Origin of the sequence: Gordonia polyisoprenivorans (assembly GCF_017654315.1) — a bacterium.
GTDB lineage: Bacteria > Actinomycetota > Actinomycetes > Mycobacteriales > Mycobacteriaceae > Gordonia > Gordonia polyisoprenivorans_A.
The window spans coordinates 2,361,332-2,377,207 of sequence record NZ_CP072203.1; the positions used below are offsets into that span (position 1 = coordinate 2,361,332).

The following is a 15,876-nucleotide window of genomic DNA, read 5'->3' on the forward strand; positions in this document are numbered from 1 at the left end:
TTATTTAGTTGACCGTGCAGCGAAGCAGGGCAGACAGAGGAGTAGGTGTAGGCATGGGATTTGACGGTACGAGTGCGATCGTCAGCGGCGGCGCGGGTGGTTTGGGTGCCGCCTCGGTGCGCGACCTCGTCAAGGCGGGTGCGAGCGTGGTGATCGCGGACCTCAACGACGAGAAAGGCCGTGAGCTTGAGCAGGAGCTCGGCGACGCGGTGCGCTACGTGCGCACCGACGTCCTGAACGACGACTCGGTGCAGACTGCGCTCGACGCTGCTGCCGAACTCGGCGCCCTGCGCTACGCGGTCGTCGCCCACGGTGGTCTCGGCGGCACGCCCGAGCGGCTCGTCGGTCGAGACGGTTCGCCCGCGTCGTACGAAGGGTTCAAGACTCTCATCGACATCTACCTCGGCGGCACGTACAACGTGCTGCGCCTCGCCGCCGCCAAGATCGCCACGGCCGAGCCGGACGAGAACGGCGAGCGCGGCGCGATCGTCACCACCGCCTCGATCGCCGCGTACGAGGGTCAGATCGGCCAGACTCCCTACGCCGCCGCCAAGGGCGGCGTCGTCAGCCTGACCCTCGCCTCCGCCCGTGACCTGAGCGCGGTCGGCATCCGTGTCTGCTGCATCGCGCCCGGCACGATCAAGACGCCGATGATGGCGTCGGTCGGCGAGGAGGCTCTCAAGAAGTACGGCGAGGCAGTGCCGTTCCCGAAGCGTCTGGGCGAGCCGGCCGAATACGCCGCGCTGGCCACCCACCTGCTGTCGAACCCGTACATGAACGGCGAGACCGTCCGCATCGATGGCGCCCAGCGTTTCGCGCCCCGCTGATCGTCGCAAATCGGCCTCCGAAAAGGTAGAAGGTCGGCCCGGCAGCTGCCGGGCCGACCTTTTTTCGTCGGTCGAGATGCTCGTCGTCAGACGCGCACGACCAGCGCGCCGGCCTGGCCGCCGCCGGCGCACATGGCGGCGACGCCGTAGCCGCCACCGCGGCGGCGAAGGTCGCGGACGAGGGTGTTCAGCATGCGCGTGCCGGAGGCGGCGACCGGGTGGCCGATCGAGCAGCCGCTGCCGCTGGTGTTCACGATCTCGTCGTTGATCTCGAGCTGCTTGCAGGCCGCGACCGGGACAGAGGCGAAGGCCTCGTTGATCTCCCACAGGGCGATGTCGGCGATTGAGAGGCCGGCGCGCTGGAGCGCCTTCGGGATCACATCGACGACGGCGAAGCCGGTGCGCTCGGGGTTGATGCCCACGTTGGCCCAGGACAGGACGGTGGCCATGGCGTCGAGCTTCTCGGCGGCGGCCACGTCGCTGCTCACCACGGTGACGGCCGAGGCGGCGTCGTTGAGGCCGCTGGAGTTGCCCGCTGTGACGCTGAAGCCCTCGATCTCCGGGTGGATGACCTTGAGGCCGGCGAGCTTCTCGAGTGAGGTCTGGCGACGGGGGTGCTCGTCGACCTCGAAGCGGACGGTGCTGCCGTCGGGGCGCAGTGCGTCAATCGCGACGATCTCCTCGACGAAGTTGCCGGCATCGATCGCCGCGATCGCGCGCTCGTGTGAGCGCGCGGCCCACTGGTCCTGCTCCAGGCGGCTGAGGCCGGCGATGCGGGCGGTGTTCCAGCCGACGGTGATCGACATGTCGAGGTTCGGCGCCTCAGGGGTCGCCGGGTGGCTCGGGGCGCCCCACGCGTCGTAGTCGGTGGTGCCCGGCACGCGACGCTCGCTGCGGGGCATGAGCGAGGTGGTGTGCACACCGCCCGCGATGACGACTCGGTCCATGCCGGAGCGGATCGACCCGGCGGCGGACTGGACAGCGGTCAATGAGCCGGCGCAGTGCCGACCGACCGACGCGCCGGCGGCATTGATCAGGCCGGCCTCGATGGCGGCGTGGCGGGCGACCGCGCCGCCGCCGTACCCGGACTCGGCCATGATGACATCGTCGATCAGCTCCGGGTCGAGCGCGGAGCGCTCGACGTTGGCGCCGACGACGACGCGCGCCATCTCCTCAGGGGTGGTCTCGGTCAGCGTTCCCTTGTAAGCGGTGCCGACGGCTGTCCTGGCGCCGGCGACGATCACAGCTTCGGTCATGGAGTGCTCCTGGGTCGTTGGTGTGGCGTGTCATGGGGGTGGTTGCGCCGGTTAGCGGCTTTTCCATACCGGGGCGCGCTTCTCGGTGAAGGCGGTGGCGCCCTCGCGAGCGTCCTCGGAAGCGAAGACGGGCATCATGATCGGGCCCTGTTTCTCGAAGCCCTCCTCGATCGTCCAGTCGAGCGCCTTGCTGACGATCTCCTTCGTCGCTGCCACCGCCAGCGGGCCGTTGGCAGCGATTCGGTCGGCGAGCGCACGGGCGCCGGCGAGCGCGCCACCGGGCTCGGTGAGTTCGTTGACAAGGCCATACCGGTGCGCCTGCTCGGCCGTCAGCGGATCACCGGTCAGCGCGATCTCCATCGCGATCGCCGACGGGATGCGGCGGGGGAGGCGCAGGAGGCCGCCGCCGCCCGCGACCAGGGAGCGCTTCACCTCGGGGATGCCGAACTTCGCCTCGTCGGTGGCGACGATCAGGTCGCACGCGAGCGCGATCTCGCAGCCGCCGGCCAGGGCCCAGCCCTCCACTGCCGCGATGAGCGGCTTGCACGGCGGTTGGAGGGTGATGCCGGCCAGGCCGCGAGGGTGTTCTAGGTCCTCGCCGGCGAGGAACGCCCGCAGGTCCATGCCGGCGGAGAAGGTGCCACCGGCTCCCGTCAGTATGCCGACGGTCAGGTCGGCGCGGGCCTCGAGCTCCTCAATTGCCGCGGCGACCCCGTCGGTCACCGCGCGGTTGATCGCGTTCTTCGCGCTGGGGCGGTTGATCGTGATGATGATGGTGGAGCCCGCGTACTCGACCAGAACCTCGTCCGACATCTTCTTCCCTTCGGCTTAAACAGTTAGATTATCATACCGAAAACAGGGTTCGGGTGGTACCAACACCGTCCTGGGGCCGCGTCGGGCGTGCTGACGGAGAGCTCCGCTGTGGTGAATTTGCCGAAAATGATGCTGTCGACGGCGCGCAGAGCGGAGCCGGCTTCGTCGAGTGTCAGGGCGTCCACCGGGTGCTCATGACACCCGCGGATCGACCGTGACGGCGGGCTCCTCATAGCGACCGCCAAGCATCGTGTACGGAGACGTGACCACGGCTCGGGCGGCCGGGTAGCTCGCCACCATCGCGTCGATCTCCTCTCGGGCGGAGCCAGGCCGCGCGTCGTCAGCAGGCGCGAGGCCGGCCCAGTTCGGCGCCGCCGTCCGTTGGGTCGCCGAACGGGCCGCCCTGTTCAGCGCCCGGATCCTCACGTTCTCTCACCTGCACCCGCCACCTGGGCGCGCTCGTCAACGAAGGAGCCAGAGGACTGCCGAGTCCCATGCGACGAAAGGGACCCGCTGCCGCGTGCATCCACGTCGTGGCCCGGCCGGGGCAGGTCGAGTCGAAGACATACTCGGCCTGCCGACCAGGATGGCCGCCGAGGCGGCCAAGGATGACGGCACCGAGGCGTGGGCTGTCCATTGGCTCGGCGGCGGCGTCGAGGAGTTCTTCATCTACGAGTGCTTCCGCGATGACGAGGCTTCGCCCTCCACCGGCACAACGAGGCGCTCAACGGTCTCGGCAAGCTCCTCGCCGAGACGGCCGAAACGCTCGTCCTGCTGCCCGGCCGTCTCATCGACGGCGTGCACCGGTTTACCTGAGCCGACGGGTCGTCACGACGAGGTCGTCGCCCAATAGCGCTCGCGCAGCGATCGCTTGTAGAGCTTGCCGTTCTCCTGACGCGGCAGCTCGGCATCGAAGTCGACGGAGCGAGGGCATTTATAGGCAGCGAGCTGGCCCCGGCAAAACTCGAGGAGCTCGCGCTCGAACGCGGGGCCGACGTCGTGCCAGTCGACCGGCTGCACGACGGCCTTGACCTCCTCGCCGTACTCCGCGTTAGGTACGCCGAACACAGCGACGTCCATGACGCGGGGGTGGGCGGCCAGGACGTTCTCCGCCTCCTGCGGATAGATGTTCACGCCGCCCGAGATGATCATGTACGCCTTGCGATCGGTGAGGTAGAGGTATCCGTCCTTATCCAGATAGCCGATGTCGCCGACGGTGGTCCAACCGCGGGCGTCGGTCTGGGAGGCGGTCTTCTTCTCGTCATTGAGGTAGCGGAACGGTTCCGCGCCCTCGGCCCAGATCTCGCCGGTCTGTCCCGGAGGCAGTTGATTGCCGTGCTCATCGAGGATGTGCAGTGTTCCGAGCATTGCCCGTCCGACGGAGCCGGGGTGCTCCAGCCACTCCGGTGAGGTGATGTAGGTGCCGCCCGTCCCTTCCGAGGAGGAGTAGAACTCGTCGATGATCGGTCCCCACCACTCAATCATCTGCTTCTTGATCGGGACCGGACAGGGGGCGGCCGCGTGTACCACGCGCTGGAGGCTGGACAGGTTGTAGCGGGACCGTGCCTTCGCCGAGAGTCGCAGCGCGCGGATGAACATCGTCGGGACGAGCTGCGCATGAGTAACCTGGTGCCGTTCGATGAGCTCCAGCATCCTCTCCGGCTCGAACCGTTCCATCACGACCACTGTGCCGCCCATCCGGTGGACCGCCATCGACCAGTAGATCGGTGCGGCGTGGTAGAGCGGTGCGGGGCTGAGGTAGACGTCGCTCTCTCCAAACCCAAGGGCGCGTAGGAAATTGACCGTGTGGTCGTTGCCGTCCGAAAAGGCCTCGCCCTCGGGGAGCTCGCGGCGGATTCCCTTGGGGCGCCCGGTTGTGCCGGAGGAGTACGGCAGGACCTGGCCCTCCTCGTCCGCGTGCGGTGTGGTCGGCATGGTCGCGACGAGCTCTTCGAACGAGGAGAAGCCCGGGATCCCGCCCCCGACCGCGAGGCGCTGCTCGAGTCCTGGGGTGTGCTCGGCGTCGAGGCCGCCCGCCGTTGTCGCCAGTGAGGAGGCGGCGACGAGCACCCGGGCGCCGGAGTCATTGACGATGTAGGCCAGCTCCGCGGTGTTGAGGTGGTGGTTGAGCACCACCACATAGAGCCCGGATCGCCGGACGGCCCAGGCGATCTCGTGATAGCGCGCCGTGTTCTCCATCAGCAGCGCTACCGCGTCGCCACGCCGCAGTCCCAGCGCGTCGAGTGCGTGCGCGAACCGGGTGGACCTTTCATCGAGCTCGCGGTAGGTGACGACCTCGCCGCTGAAGCCCATGATTACGGCGGGCCGGGCGGGTGCGGTCTGGGCGAACGTGCCTGGATACATGGGACCCCTCTTCTCGGCGGTGAGATGGCAGATGCCGCGACGTGAGGTGAATACACTCACGCCGCGGCACGCATGGGTCACACCGGCACGGCGATCTGAGCGGTCGCGGCGGCGATGTGCTGCTCCGCTTCGGCGACCACGCGGGAGACGAGCTCCGCGCAGGTGGGGATGTCCTTGACCAGACCGACGGACATGCCGGCGGTCCAGATGCCGGCCTCGAGGTCGCCGGTTTCGTATACGGTGCGGCCGCGGGCGCCGGCGACGAGCTCGCGGACGTCCTCGAAGATGCCGCCCTGGTCGAGTATGCGGATGACGTCGGTGCTGACGGAGTTCCGGGCCACCCGCGCGGTGTTGTTGAGGGTGCGCAGGATGAGGTCGGTGTCGCGCTCGGTCAGGTCGACCATGGTCTGTTTGACGTTGTCGTGCAGCGGCGCCTCGACGGTGGCCATGAAGCGGGTGCCCATGTTGACGCCCTCGGCGCCGAGCATCAGGGAGGCGGCCAGGCCGCGGCCATCAGCGATGCCGCCCGACGCGATGATCGGGATGTCGAGGGCGGCGCGCGCGGCCGGGATCAGGACGAGGTTCGTGACGTCGTCCTCGCCGGGATGACCCGCGCACTCGAAGCCGTCGACGCTGACGGCGTCGACGCCGACCGCTTGAGCCTTGACGGCGTGCCGGACGCTGGTGCACTTGTGGATGATCTTGACGCCGTTGGCCTTGAAGAGCTCCATGAACGGAGCGGGGTTGGAGCCGGCCGTCTCGACGACCGTGACGCCGGAATCGACGATCTGCTTGGCGAACTCCATGTGGGGCATCGGGCGGATTGAGGGCAACACGGTCAGGTTGACCCCGAATGGCTTGTCGGTCATCGTCCGGCAGCGCTCGATCTCCGCACCGAGATCGGCCGGGGTCGGCTGGGTGAGCGCGGTGAGCATGCCGAGCGCGCCGGCGTTGGCGACACTTGCGACCAGTTCCGCGCGACCGATCCACTGCATGCCGCCCTGGACGATGGGATGTTCGATACCGAACGTCTGCGTGATGCGGTTGGAGAACATTGCTGATGACTTCCTTCTCGGTGCCTGGCGGCCCCTCGATGGGCTGGCGCAACTGCCACGGCTAAAGATAAACTATCTTACTAGTAATACGATATTAGATGAGGCCGGGAATGCGCCGCAAGGCGTTGGCTGCGAGGAGCGCGATGTCCAGGGTTACGGTATCGATCACCGACGGCGTGGCGGAGGTACGGCTCAACCGACCAGATCGCCGTAATGCCGTCGACGAGGGGATGTTCGTCGGGATCCTGGAGGCTGCCGCGCAGGTGCGACAGGATCCCTCGATCCGGGCGATCGTGCTCTCCGGCGAGGGCGCCGCCTTCTGTGGTGGGATGGACACGTCGAGTTTCGACCTGATGCGCGCCGATGGCCGGTCGGCCGAGTGGCGACCGGCGGACGCCGACGAGACGGCCGCCGAGATCATTGACGTGGACGGTCTCGCCCTCGGTCGCGGACAGCGGGCAGTGCTCGCGTGGACCACGATGCTCGTCCCGGTGATCGCGGCGGTACAGGGCGCGGCAGTGGGCCTCGGCCTGCAGCTCGCCCTCGGTGCCGACATCCGGATCGTGACGCCGGACGCGACCCTTGGAGCGTTCGAGATCCGCTGGGGTCTCGCGCCCGACAGCTGCGGGACGCAACTGCTCCCCGCGCTGGTCGGCTTCGACCACGCCATGGAGCTGTGTGCGACCGGCCGCCGCGTCAGCGGCGAGGAGGCGCTGTCGATCGGACTGGCCACCAGGCTCGCTGAGGATCCGCGCGCGGCGGCGCTGGAGCTGGCCCGGACGATCGCCGGGCGCAATCCCGAGGCGGTCGCGAGCATCGTCCGGCTGTTGCGTGCGGGTCGTCCCCAGCTCGACCAGGCGGCGCTCATCGCCGAACGCACCGAGATGTTCGCCAACATCGGCAGCGGCTACCAGCGCGAGGCCGTTGCCGCGGCCCGCGAGGGTCGCGACCCGGTGTTCGACTGAGCGGCGGAAGACATCGATGTGGATCACCGAAGAGATGCCGGTGTCGGAGGCGTCACTGCGAACACCGGCGGAGCTGGATCACCTCGTTGAGCACCTGCGGGAGTCCCCGGTCGAGTGCGGGCTCGGGCCGCAGCCGCAGCCGGTGGGGCCGGGCCACCTCACCGCGCACCTGCCGCTGAACGATCTCACCTGGTTGCCCGGCGGTCGCGTCAGTCCATTAGTCATGGCCACCGGGTCCCGAGATCGCCGCCCCGGTCGCGGTCGAGTCGGCGACGCTACGGTTCGACCGCGACCGGTGATCGTCGAGCCGGCGACGGACGACGTCGCACAGGCGCGGGTAATCCTCGACGAGGCGATGATCAACAACCGGGGCAGCGTGCACGGCGGCCTGCTCCTCGGGATCGCGATGCGCGTGCAGGACGCGTTCCTCGGCGACGGCGGCGGGCAGGGACTCACTCTCACCGCGCGGTTCCTGCGCCCGGCGGTACCGGACTTCGGGCATCTGGAGTGTCGCACCGGGTTCGTCAGACCAGGCAGTACTTTCCGGACCGTACGCGCGCAACTGCTGCGACCCGCCGGCGTCGTCGTCCCCGAGGCGACCGGCACCGGCGTGGTCCCGAGCCGGACGGAGCTGTGATGAGCGCCTGTTCGTACACGCCGGGCGGAGACCCGGCGACTGATCCGTGGTGGTACTTCCCCGCGGACGCGCGCAAGCGGTACGACCTGGAGTGTCGCAGCATCCCGAACGCACTGCGTCTCACCGCGCAGCGTCATCCGGACCTCGAGGCGATAGTGGGTGAGGACGGTCGGCGCACTTTTGCTGAACTCGAGCAGGACATGATCCACGCGGTCCGCGGCGTGATCGCTCTGGGCGTGCGGCCGGGCGATCGGATCGCGGTTTGGGCGCCGAATTGCGCGCGCTGGGTGACGGCGGCGCTCGGCATCCTGGGCGCGGGCGGTGTCCTTGTGCCGGTGAACACCCGCTTCAAGGGCGAGGAGGCGGCCTACGTCCTGCGCAAGAGCGGTGCCAGCGCGCTGTTCGTCGTGGCCGACTTCCTCGGCACCGACTACACCGCCATGCTCCAGGCGGCCGACCCCGAACTCGAGGTCCTGCGGCCGGCCCGCACGATCGTGATCGACGGCGAGGTCCGCCCGCAACAGCTTTCCTGGGAGCGTTTCCTGGATGACGGGTCGACCGTGAGCGAGGCGGACGCGCTTGCGGCCGTGGATGTGGTCACGCCGGACTCGCTCTCCGACATCATGTTCACTTCGGGCACGACCGGGCACCCCAAGGGTGTGCAGCTCACACACGGTCAGTCGCTGCGCGCACACGGTGGCTACTCCAAGTTGATGGGCTTCGAACCCGGCGACCGTTACCTGATCGTGCCGCCCTTCTTCCACACCTTCGGCTACAAGGCGGGCTGGATGGCCTGTCTCGTGCACGGCGTGACGATCATCCCGGCCCAGGTCTTCGACACCGATGGCGTCATGCAAGTCGTCGAGCGGGAGAGGGTCACGATCCTGTTCGGGCCGCCGACGATCTTCCAGTCGATCCTGGACTCGCCGAAGCGCTCCTCGTACGACCTGAGCAGCATCCGCAACGTGATGCTCTCTTCGACCGTGGTCCCGGCGGACCTGCTGGTCCGCACACAAGAGGAGCTGCGGCCCGAGCTCATTCATGGGGGGTACGGCCTCACCGAGGCGACCTCGCTCGTCAGTGCCGCGATCCCGGGTGCTGACAGCATCGAACAGATCGCCACCACCGTCGGCCGGCCGGCGCTCGACATCGAGGTCCGCATCGTCGACGACGAGGGTCGCGATGTCGCGACCGGGGAGCCCGGCGAGCTACTCGCGCGCGGTTACAACATCATGCGTGGCTATTGGGAAGAGCCCGAGCGCACGGCCGAGGCCATCGACTCCGACGGCTGGCTGCGCACCGGCGACATCGCGACGATGGACGAGCAGCGCTATATCCGGATCACCGACCGCAAGAAGGACATGATCCTGGTCGGCGGCTTCAATGTGTATCCGGCCGAGGTCGAGCGGATCCTGCGCAGGCATCCCGATGTCCAGGACATCGCAGTCGTGGCGGCACCCGACGCACGGTTGGGTGAGGTCGCGGTGGCCTTCGTGGTCCCGCGGCCAGGCACCGGGTTGACCGAGGCCGACTTCCTCGCCTGGTCCGCCGACCAGATCGCGAATTTCAAGCGCCCACGCCGCGCGATCCTGGTCGACGCGCTGCCCCGCAACGCGAGTATGAAGGTCTTGAAGAAGGAGCTTCGCGACCGCGCCCAGTGACCGGCGGACGCGGTCGCAGGGCAGCTCAGCCGCTTGGCGCCCTCATCTGAGGCACCGTGTCATTGCCGCCGTCGCGGTCGAGGTCCGCAACCACCACCGATGCTCCAGCCGGGCTGAAAGCGGCGGTCACGACAGCCGCCTCGCCGCCAACGCGCGACCTACAATCATGTGGTCACCCCGCTGGCGGCCCGTCCAGACCGGCGTCCCCTTCTCGAGGAGCGCGCGCCGGGCCTCGGCGGCGTCGTCGGATCCGTGGGCGAGGATCTGGGTCCGGTTCTCGATCTCGAGGGCGGCATCGAGGGACGGTGCATCGCGCCAACCCCTAGGAAGACGAGGTGCCGTCCTCGGACGCCGCGATCAGCGAGCGCAGGTATTTTGGCCACCCAGTTGCGCGGCCCCCAGGAGCGGTCGTCTCCGCCCCCGGAGGGTCTGATTGCCCATCGAACCGTGCCGGTGACCCGGCCCAGATGCTGGTAGTGCCTGTCAGCCTGACCCGGCAGGAAGATCAGGTCGATGTGGCGCTGGTCCGACCCCATCACGTTGTCGAGGCCGGTGGAGTCGACCTGAAGTGGAAGTGAGGGTCGATCGCCGCCTCTGCGGTCGGGGCGGTCACGAACGCCGCCTTCGGATCGGTGAGCATCCACAGGTCGTCAAACAGTGACAGAACGCCACGGTAGGTGACGCGGTGGAGCGGTACGGGTCGCCGATCTGCCACTCCTGGCCGTCGACGACCAGGCCGTTCTCGGCAACCGGGGAGAGGGAAAACGTGAACGCGCTGCAGCCATCGGGAAGAGAACGGCAGGACGAGACCTCGGCGTGACCTTCTTTGGGCCGCATCCTGATCCGGAGCCAGCCGCCGAGCCCATTCTTCGCGTCGTAGAAGTCGATGTAGTGGCTCTCGTTCCAGACCTTCTCTTCTCGGGACCGACCGCGTGGACGTAGTCGTCAACGGCGATGAGAATTCTCGGCGCTTGCGCTCATGCACCCATGCCCAGGCCGCCATCGGCCTGGAGTACGGCTCCGGTGACGTATCCGCCATCGGGGTGCAGCAGCATCGCCACGACGTGGGCGAGCTCCTCGGGCCGACCACGACGGCGGGCCGGGATCATCGCGGCGATCGCGTTTTGATCGGCATCGCTCATGCCGTTGGTCATGTCGGTCTCGTAGACACCGGGCACAACGCAGTTGACCGTGATGCCCTTGTGCGCCCCGGCGCGGGCCAGCGACCGGGTCAGGCCGATGAGGGCGGCCTTCGAGGCGCCGTACGCCGCCTCCTTGCCGTTCCCGCTGGTGGCCGTCACCGACCCGATGTTGACTACGCGCCCGTAGCCCTCGGTCTCCATCGCCGACCACAGCGCCTGGGTGAGAAGGAAGGCGGCCCTGACATTGACGTCGAGGATCTGGTCCCACATCTCGACGGAGGTGTCGACGACGCGCGCGTCGAGAAGTATCCCGTGGTTGTTGACCAAGTGCGACACCTGGCCGTGATGTTCGACGACTTCGGCCACGACGCGACCACAGGCCCCCGCGTCGCCCAGATCGGCGCGGTGGACCGAGACGTCGAGGCCCTCAGCCACCGCGGCGGCTGCGAAGGCTTCGGCGGCCGCGTCGTCGGATCGGTAGATCGCCGCGACGTGCCCGCCATCAAGCGCGAGCCGGCGCGTGATGGCGGCACCGATACCGCGGGTACCGCCGGTGACGATGGCGGTCGGCATGGATCAGTCCGCCGGCAGCGGGGCCGGGGCGCGGTGCGTCTCGGGGTCCCACGGGGAGAAGTCGGGCTCGCGCTTCTCCAGGAAGGAGTTGATGCCCTCGCGGAAGTCGGAGTGGCCGCGCAGCGTGTCGTACCACCAGCGGATCGCCATGACGCGGGCTTCCTCCTGGGTGCTGTCCAGCGCCTCGTACACCTGCTGCTTGATGATGCCCATCGCCACCGGCGAGGAGAGCTTCGCCAGGTTGCGGGCGAACTCGATGGTCTCGTCCATGAAGGTGTCCGCTTCGAAGACCCTGTCGACCAACCCGAGCCGGAGGGCCTCCTCGCCCCGGACGATGCGCGAGGTGAAGAGCAGGTCGAGCGCCTTCGACGGGCCCAGGACGCGAGGGAGGATCCAGGCCAGTCCGTGCTCGGCCATGATTCCCCGCTGGCTGAAAGAGGTGGTGATCTTGGCGCGGGTGGTGGTGAAGCGCAGGTCGCAGTTCATCGCCACGATCAGGCCGATGCCTGCGCAGGCGCCGTTGATCGCGGCGATGACCGGCTTGCGGATGTTGCGCGGGTAGGTGACAGGTACTCGCTTGTGCGGGTTGGTCGACGCGCCGCCCTCGTTGGCCTGGCTGGACAGGGTGTCCGAGTCCATGCCGGGGCAGAAGGTCTTGCCCCTACCGGTGACGATGATGACGCGCACCTCCGGGTCAGCTTCGCACTCGTCGAGCTTGCGGTAGTACTCGATCTCCATGGACACCGAGTAAGAGTTCGCGCGATCCGGGCGGTTGAAGGAGAGGACGGCGACGCCGTCCTTGACCTCGCGCAGGACAAGGGAGTCGGTGTCGATTGTGTCGGTCATGTGAGCCTCCGGATGGGGTCGGGTGGGATCGGATCGGGCAGTGGGGGAGCAGCTCAGCTGGGACGGGGTTCCTTCGGCAGGCCGAGCACGGCCTCGGAGAGGATGTTGCGCTGCACCTCGGAGGTGCCGGCGTAGATGGTGCCGGAGATGGCGGTCATCCAGGTGCCGACCCATGACGCCGCGGTGTTGGGCGCCGTCGGGTCATCGGCGCGGTAATGCCGGATGGGCCAGCGGCCGGTCGGCGCGAGCGCTTCGGCGCCGAGCAATGTCACCCCGAGATCGGTGGTCGTCTTGTGGTGCTCGCTCCAGTACAGCTTGGAGATCGAGGAGTCGCGGCCCGGGACCTCCCCTTTGAGCCAGCCGGTGAGCGTGCGCAGGCCGAGGTAGCGCATGATCTCGCCGCGGGTGTACGCCCGGGCGAGCTGGTCGCGCACGACGGGATCGTCCGAACGCCCGCGCTCCTGGGCGAGCTGGATCAGCCGATCGACCTCGGCTTTGAAGTAGATCGGGTTGGTCGCGGCCTCGTCGCCGCGCTCGAGGCCGAGCAGCGCCATCGCCGCACGCCAGCCCTCGCCGGGGCCGATCACGATGTTCTCGGCGGCCGTGCGGGCGCCGTCGAAGAAGACCTCGTTGAAGTTGTCACCGCCGGTCATCATCTTGATCGGGCGGATGTCGATGCCGGGCTGCTCGACGGGAACCAGCAGCATCGAGATGCCGTGATGTCGGGTGGAGCCCGGCTCGGTGCGGGCCAGCACGAACATCCAGTTCGCGGTGCGGGCGTCGGAGGTCCAGACCTTCTGGCCGTTGATCACCCATTCGGCGCCGTCGAGCCGGGCAGCAGTGCGCAGCCCGGCGAGGTCGGAGCCGGCTCCTGGCTCTGAGAAGCCCTGGCACCAACGATCCTCGCCGCTGACGATGCGCGGCAGGAAGTGACTCTTCTGCTCCTCCGTGCCGAAACGGAGTAGTAGGTTGCCGATCATCTTGATGCTGAAGTTGTCGTTCTTGCCGTTGAACGGCACCCCGGCACCGGCCAGCTCCTCGGAGAGGACGACCTGCTGCAGGCGGGAGAGACCGGCGCCGCCGTACTCGGTGGGCCAGCTGGGTGTGAGATAGCCGACCGACGCCAACCGGGTGCGCCACCACGCCGTGAACTCCTTCGCGGCGTCCTCGTCGAGCGCGCCTAACCCGGCCCAGCCGTCGGGCAGCTCTCGGCGGAGGAAGGCTCGGATCTCCTCGCGGAACTGGTCGGTCTCGGCGGGATAGGAGATGTCCATCGTGATCTTCCTGTTCAGGCCTTCGAACTCGCTCGGCGTCTGGTTGTTGACTCTAAGGGTGCTGACCCATTTATAGTTGTATCATCTAAACGTTAGGAGCGGCACTATGGATTTTGAACTCGCGCCCGAACATGCGGCGCTACAAGCGACGGCGCGGCAGTTCGTAGAACGGGAGTGTCCGCCTCGTCAGGCCAAGGAATGGGATGAGGCGAACGCCTACCCCGCTGAACTGTTCAAGGCGATGGCGAACGTCGGCTGGTTCGGCCTGGCCTTCCCCGAGGAGCTCGGCGGCGACGGCGGCGGCGCGATGGAGCTGGTGCTCATCGCCGAGCAGCTCGGTCGCGCAAGTCTCGACATCGCGATGTGCTATATCGGCACCCTGATCCCGGGGCTGACGGTGGCCAAGTGGGGCACCGACGAGCAGCGGGCGATGATCCGCGACCAGATGTTCACCGGCGAGTCGCGCCTCGCGGTCGCCATCTCCGAGCCCGACACCGGGTCGGACGCTGCGGCGTTGCGTTGCCGGGCCGTCGACACGGGCGACCATTTCGTGGTCAACGGGCAGAAGATGTGGTGCACCGGCGCCGGTCTCCCGGGTACGCACATCATGACCTACGTCCGTACGACCAAGGGTGACCGCAAGCACGACGGCATCTCCCTGATGCTCATCCCGGCCGACGCACCGGGCGTCGAGCTGCGCCAGGTGCCGACGCTGGCCCGCCACATTCTCGGCACGTATGAGGTGTACTTCACCGACGTCGTGGTGCCGAAGCGCGCGCTCGTCGGCGAGCAGGATCAGGGGTGGAAGGTGATGCTCTCCAATCTCGAGCTCGAGCGTGTCCTGATGAGTGGCGGCTATGTCGGCGTCGCGCAGTCGACGCTCGACGAGACGCTCGAGTACTCCAAGGAGCGAACCGCCTTCGAGCGCCAGATCGGCACCTTCCAGTCGCTCGCCCACGGGATGGCCGACATGCAGGTCGAAGTCGATTCGGCGAGGCTGCTCGCGTACCGTGCGGCCTGGATGCACAGCCGGGGTCTGCCCTGCACCCGCGAGGGCGCGATGGCCAAGCTCAAGGGCTCGGAGACCTATGTCGCCGCCGCTCGGCTCGGCATGCAGATCTGCGCAGGCCACGGATTCTCCACCGAGAGTGTGATGAGTTTCCGCTGGCGCGAGTCGATCGTGGCGCCGATCTCCGGCGGCACCAGCCAGATTCAGCGCAATGGCATCGCCCGAAGCATGGGTCTGAGGAGCTATTGATGGGCGAGCTGCTCGCCGGCAAGATTGCGGTAGTCACCGGCGCCGCCCGGGGCATCGGCCTGGCTGTCGCCACCCGATTTGTCGCTGAGGGTGCAAGGGTCGTCATCGCCGATCTCGACGAGGACGCCGCGACGAAGGCCGCCGCGTCGTTCGCCGAGGGTAGCGTCGTCGCGATGCGCTGCAACGTGACGAGCGAGTCCGATGTCGAGGCGCTTGTCAACGGCACAGTGGCGCGTCTCGGCTCGATCGACGTGATGGTCAACAACGCCGGCGTCACTCGCGACGCCACCATGGCGAAGATGTCGCTCGACGACTTCCGGCTCGTCATGGACGTCCACCTCGTCGGCACCTGGCTCGGCACGAAGGCGGCCGGTGCCGCGATGCGCGAGCAGCAGTCCGGGGCGATTGTGAACATGTCGTCGATCTCCGGCAAGGTCGGCAACTTCGGTCAGACGAACTACAGCGCAGCCAAGGCGGGCATCGTCGGTATGACGAAGGCCTCCGCGAAGGAATTGGCCCGCTACGGGGTGCGGGCGAACGTGATCCAGCCCGGTCTTATCCGTACGGCGATGACCGAGGCCATGCCGCAGAAGGCGTGGGACGCCAAGATGACAGAGATCCCTATGGCACGTGCGGGCGAGCCGGCCGAGGTGGCCGCCGTCGCCGCGTTCCTGTCCAGTGATCTGTCCAGCTATATGACCGGGACCGTGCTCGAGGTCACCGGCGGGAGGTACATGTGAGTGAGTCGCAGCCCACGATCTACAGCAGCACCGATGAGCTGCAGGCCCACGTCGGCGAGTTCCTCGGCAGCAGCGACTGGCTGACGATCGAGCAGGTGCGCATCGACGAGTTCGCCAATGCCACGGGTGACCAGCAATGGATCCATGTCGACCCCGAGCGCGCCAAGGGCGGCCCTTTCGGCGCCACCATCGCGCACGGCTGGCTCACCGCCTCGCTGTTGCCCGTGCTCGTCGGACAGATCTACAAGATCGACGCGAAAATGGCGATCAACGTCGGTACCAACAAGATGCGCTTCACCAACCCGGTCAAGGTCGGCTCCCGCGTCCGCGCCTCCTCGACGCTCGTCGGCGTCGAGAAGAAGGGCCCGGCGGTGCAGCTCACGGTGAGCACCGAGATCGAGATCGAGGGCGAGGAGAAGCCAGCACTGGTGGTCGAGACAGTGGGTAGGTACTTCCTGTGACGAC

The 15,876-nt window shown here is 67.9% G+C and carries 14 protein-coding genes; 7 read left to right on the plus strand and 7 right to left on the minus strand.

The genetic code is table 11. The features are described from left to right. Positions 1 to 53: 53 nt before the first annotated feature. Complete coding sequence (locus J6U32_RS10560; protein WP_208796056.1) at positions 54 to 827, plus strand: SDR family oxidoreductase; 774 nt, start codon at positions 54 to 56, stop codon at positions 825 to 827. Positions 828 to 913: 86 nt separating this feature from the next. On the opposite strand, the gene J6U32_RS10565 is transcribed toward J6U32_RS10560, so the two are convergent. The 4 genes from J6U32_RS10565 to J6U32_RS10580 all read right to left on the minus strand — a co-directional run bounded on the left by J6U32_RS10565 (position 914) and on the right by J6U32_RS10580 (position 6,315). Next, positions 914 to 2,083, minus strand: a complete 1,170-nt coding sequence (locus J6U32_RS10565) for a thiolase family protein (RefSeq protein ID WP_208795314.1) — start codon at positions 2,081 to 2,083, stop codon at positions 914 to 916. A gap of 51 nt (positions 2,084 to 2,134) precedes the next feature. After that, on the minus strand, positions 2,135 to 2,896 hold the full coding sequence (locus J6U32_RS10570) for a crotonase/enoyl-CoA hydratase family protein (RefSeq protein ID WP_208795315.1): 762 nt from the start codon (positions 2,894 to 2,896) through the stop codon (positions 2,135 to 2,137). A gap of 828 nt (positions 2,897 to 3,724) precedes the next feature. Continuing rightward, positions 3,725 to 5,260 (minus strand): acyl-CoA synthetase, encoded by a 1,536-nt coding sequence (locus J6U32_RS10575; RefSeq protein ID WP_208795317.1) that lies wholly within the window; start codon positions 5,258 to 5,260, stop codon positions 3,725 to 3,727. A gap of 77 nt (positions 5,261 to 5,337) precedes the next feature. Next, entirely contained in the window at positions 5,338 to 6,315 is a 978-nt protein-coding gene (locus J6U32_RS10580; protein WP_208795319.1) for an NAD(P)H-dependent flavin oxidoreductase, read from the minus strand. Between the two features lie 143 nt (positions 6,316 to 6,458). Between J6U32_RS10580 and J6U32_RS10585 the strand changes: the two genes are divergently transcribed. Genes J6U32_RS10585 through J6U32_RS10595 form a run of 3 tightly spaced genes read left to right on the plus strand, consistent with a single transcriptional unit; the run spans position 6,459 to position 9,578 of the window. Beyond that, complete coding sequence (locus tag J6U32_RS10585; RefSeq protein ID WP_208795321.1) at positions 6,459 to 7,280, plus strand: enoyl-CoA hydratase-related protein; 822 nt, start codon at positions 6,459 to 6,461, stop codon at positions 7,278 to 7,280. 16 nt (positions 7,281 to 7,296) lie between these two features. Next, positions 7,297 to 7,917: a PaaI family thioesterase gene (locus J6U32_RS10590; protein WP_208795323.1), complete on the plus strand. Its 621-nt coding sequence runs from the start codon at positions 7,297 to 7,299 to the stop codon at positions 7,915 to 7,917. Beyond that, positions 7,917 to 9,578, plus strand: coding sequence for an AMP-binding protein (locus tag J6U32_RS10595; RefSeq protein WP_208795325.1), 1,662 nt, complete (start codon positions 7,917 to 7,919; stop codon positions 9,576 to 9,578). Before J6U32_RS10590 ends, J6U32_RS10595 begins: the two co-directional genes overlap by 1 nt. Before the next feature lie 977 nt (positions 9,579 to 10,555). On the opposite strand, the gene J6U32_RS10600 is transcribed toward J6U32_RS10595, so the two are convergent. The 3 genes from J6U32_RS10600 to J6U32_RS10610 are packed head-to-tail and all read right to left on the minus strand — an operon-like array spanning position 10,556 to position 13,413. Further along, a complete protein-coding gene (locus J6U32_RS10600) occupies positions 10,556 to 11,293 on the minus strand; it encodes an SDR family oxidoreductase (protein WP_208795331.1) in 738 nt (245 codons plus the stop codon). A 3-nt stretch (positions 11,294 to 11,296) separates the two neighbouring features. Next, positions 11,297 to 12,139, minus strand: a complete 843-nt coding sequence (locus J6U32_RS10605; RefSeq protein ID WP_208795332.1) for an enoyl-CoA hydratase-related protein — start codon at positions 12,137 to 12,139, stop codon at positions 11,297 to 11,299. A gap of 53 nt (positions 12,140 to 12,192) precedes the next feature. After that, complete coding sequence (locus J6U32_RS10610; RefSeq protein ID WP_208795334.1) at positions 12,193 to 13,413, minus strand: acyl-CoA dehydrogenase family protein; 1,221 nt, start codon at positions 13,411 to 13,413, stop codon at positions 12,193 to 12,195. Positions 13,414 to 13,489: 76 nt separating this feature from the next. Here J6U32_RS10610 and J6U32_RS10615 point away from each other — a divergent pair, with 76 nt between their 5' ends. Genes J6U32_RS10615 through J6U32_RS10625 form a run of 3 tightly spaced genes read left to right on the plus strand, consistent with a single transcriptional unit; the run spans position 13,490 to position 15,872 of the window. After that, positions 13,490 to 14,671, plus strand: coding sequence for an acyl-CoA dehydrogenase family protein (locus J6U32_RS10615; RefSeq protein ID WP_208795335.1), 1,182 nt, complete (start codon positions 13,490 to 13,492; stop codon positions 14,669 to 14,671). Next, positions 14,671 to 15,411: a 3-oxoacyl-ACP reductase FabG gene (gene fabG, locus J6U32_RS10620; protein ID WP_208795337.1), complete on the plus strand. Its 741-nt coding sequence runs from the start codon at positions 14,671 to 14,673 to the stop codon at positions 15,409 to 15,411. Before J6U32_RS10615 ends, fabG begins: the two co-directional genes overlap by 1 nt. Continuing rightward, on the plus strand, positions 15,408 to 15,872 hold the full coding sequence (locus tag J6U32_RS10625) for a MaoC family dehydratase (protein ID WP_208795339.1): 465 nt from the start codon (positions 15,408 to 15,410) through the stop codon (positions 15,870 to 15,872). The genes fabG and J6U32_RS10625 overlap by 4 nt, the downstream gene beginning before the upstream one ends. The last annotated feature ends 4 nt before the right edge of the window (positions 15,873 to 15,876 follow it).

Excerpts from the sequence above, each read along its gene's own strand:
- J6U32_RS10580 (WP_208795319.1), bottom strand. The coding sequence starts at position 6,315 with ATGTTCTCCAACCGCATCACGCAGACGTTCGGTATCGAACATCCCATC.
- J6U32_RS10570 (WP_208795315.1), bottom strand. The coding sequence starts at position 2,896 with ATGTCGGACGAGGTTCTGGTCGAGTACGCGGGCTCCACCATCATCATC.
- J6U32_RS10605 (WP_208795332.1), bottom strand. The coding sequence starts at position 12,139 with ATGACCGACACAATCGACACCGACTCCCTTGTCCTGCGCGAGGTCAAG.
- J6U32_RS10585 (WP_208795321.1), top strand. The coding sequence starts at position 6,459 with ATGTCCAGGGTTACGGTATCGATCACCGACGGCGTGGCGGAGGTACGG.
- fabG (WP_208795337.1), top strand. The coding sequence starts at position 14,671 with ATGGGCGAGCTGCTCGCCGGCAAGATTGCGGTAGTCACCGGCGCCGCC.
- J6U32_RS10565 (WP_208795314.1), bottom strand. The coding sequence starts at position 2,083 with ATGACCGAAGCTGTGATCGTCGCCGGCGCCAGGACAGCCGTCGGCACC.
- J6U32_RS10595 (WP_208795325.1), top strand. The coding sequence starts at position 7,917 with ATGAGCGCCTGTTCGTACACGCCGGGCGGAGACCCGGCGACTGATCCG.
- J6U32_RS10560 (WP_208796056.1), top strand. The coding sequence starts at position 54 with ATGGGATTTGACGGTACGAGTGCGATCGTCAGCGGCGGCGCGGGTGGT.
- J6U32_RS10610 (WP_208795334.1), bottom strand. The coding sequence starts at position 13,413 with ATGGACATCTCCTATCCCGCCGAGACCGACCAGTTCCGCGAGGAGATC.
- J6U32_RS10600 (WP_208795331.1), bottom strand. The coding sequence starts at position 11,293 with ATGCCGACCGCCATCGTCACCGGCGGTACCCGCGGTATCGGTGCCGCC.
- J6U32_RS10590 (WP_208795323.1), top strand. The coding sequence starts at position 7,297 with ATGTGGATCACCGAAGAGATGCCGGTGTCGGAGGCGTCACTGCGAACA.
- J6U32_RS10575 (WP_208795317.1), bottom strand. The coding sequence starts at position 5,260 with ATGTATCCAGGCACGTTCGCCCAGACCGCACCCGCCCGGCCCGCCGTA.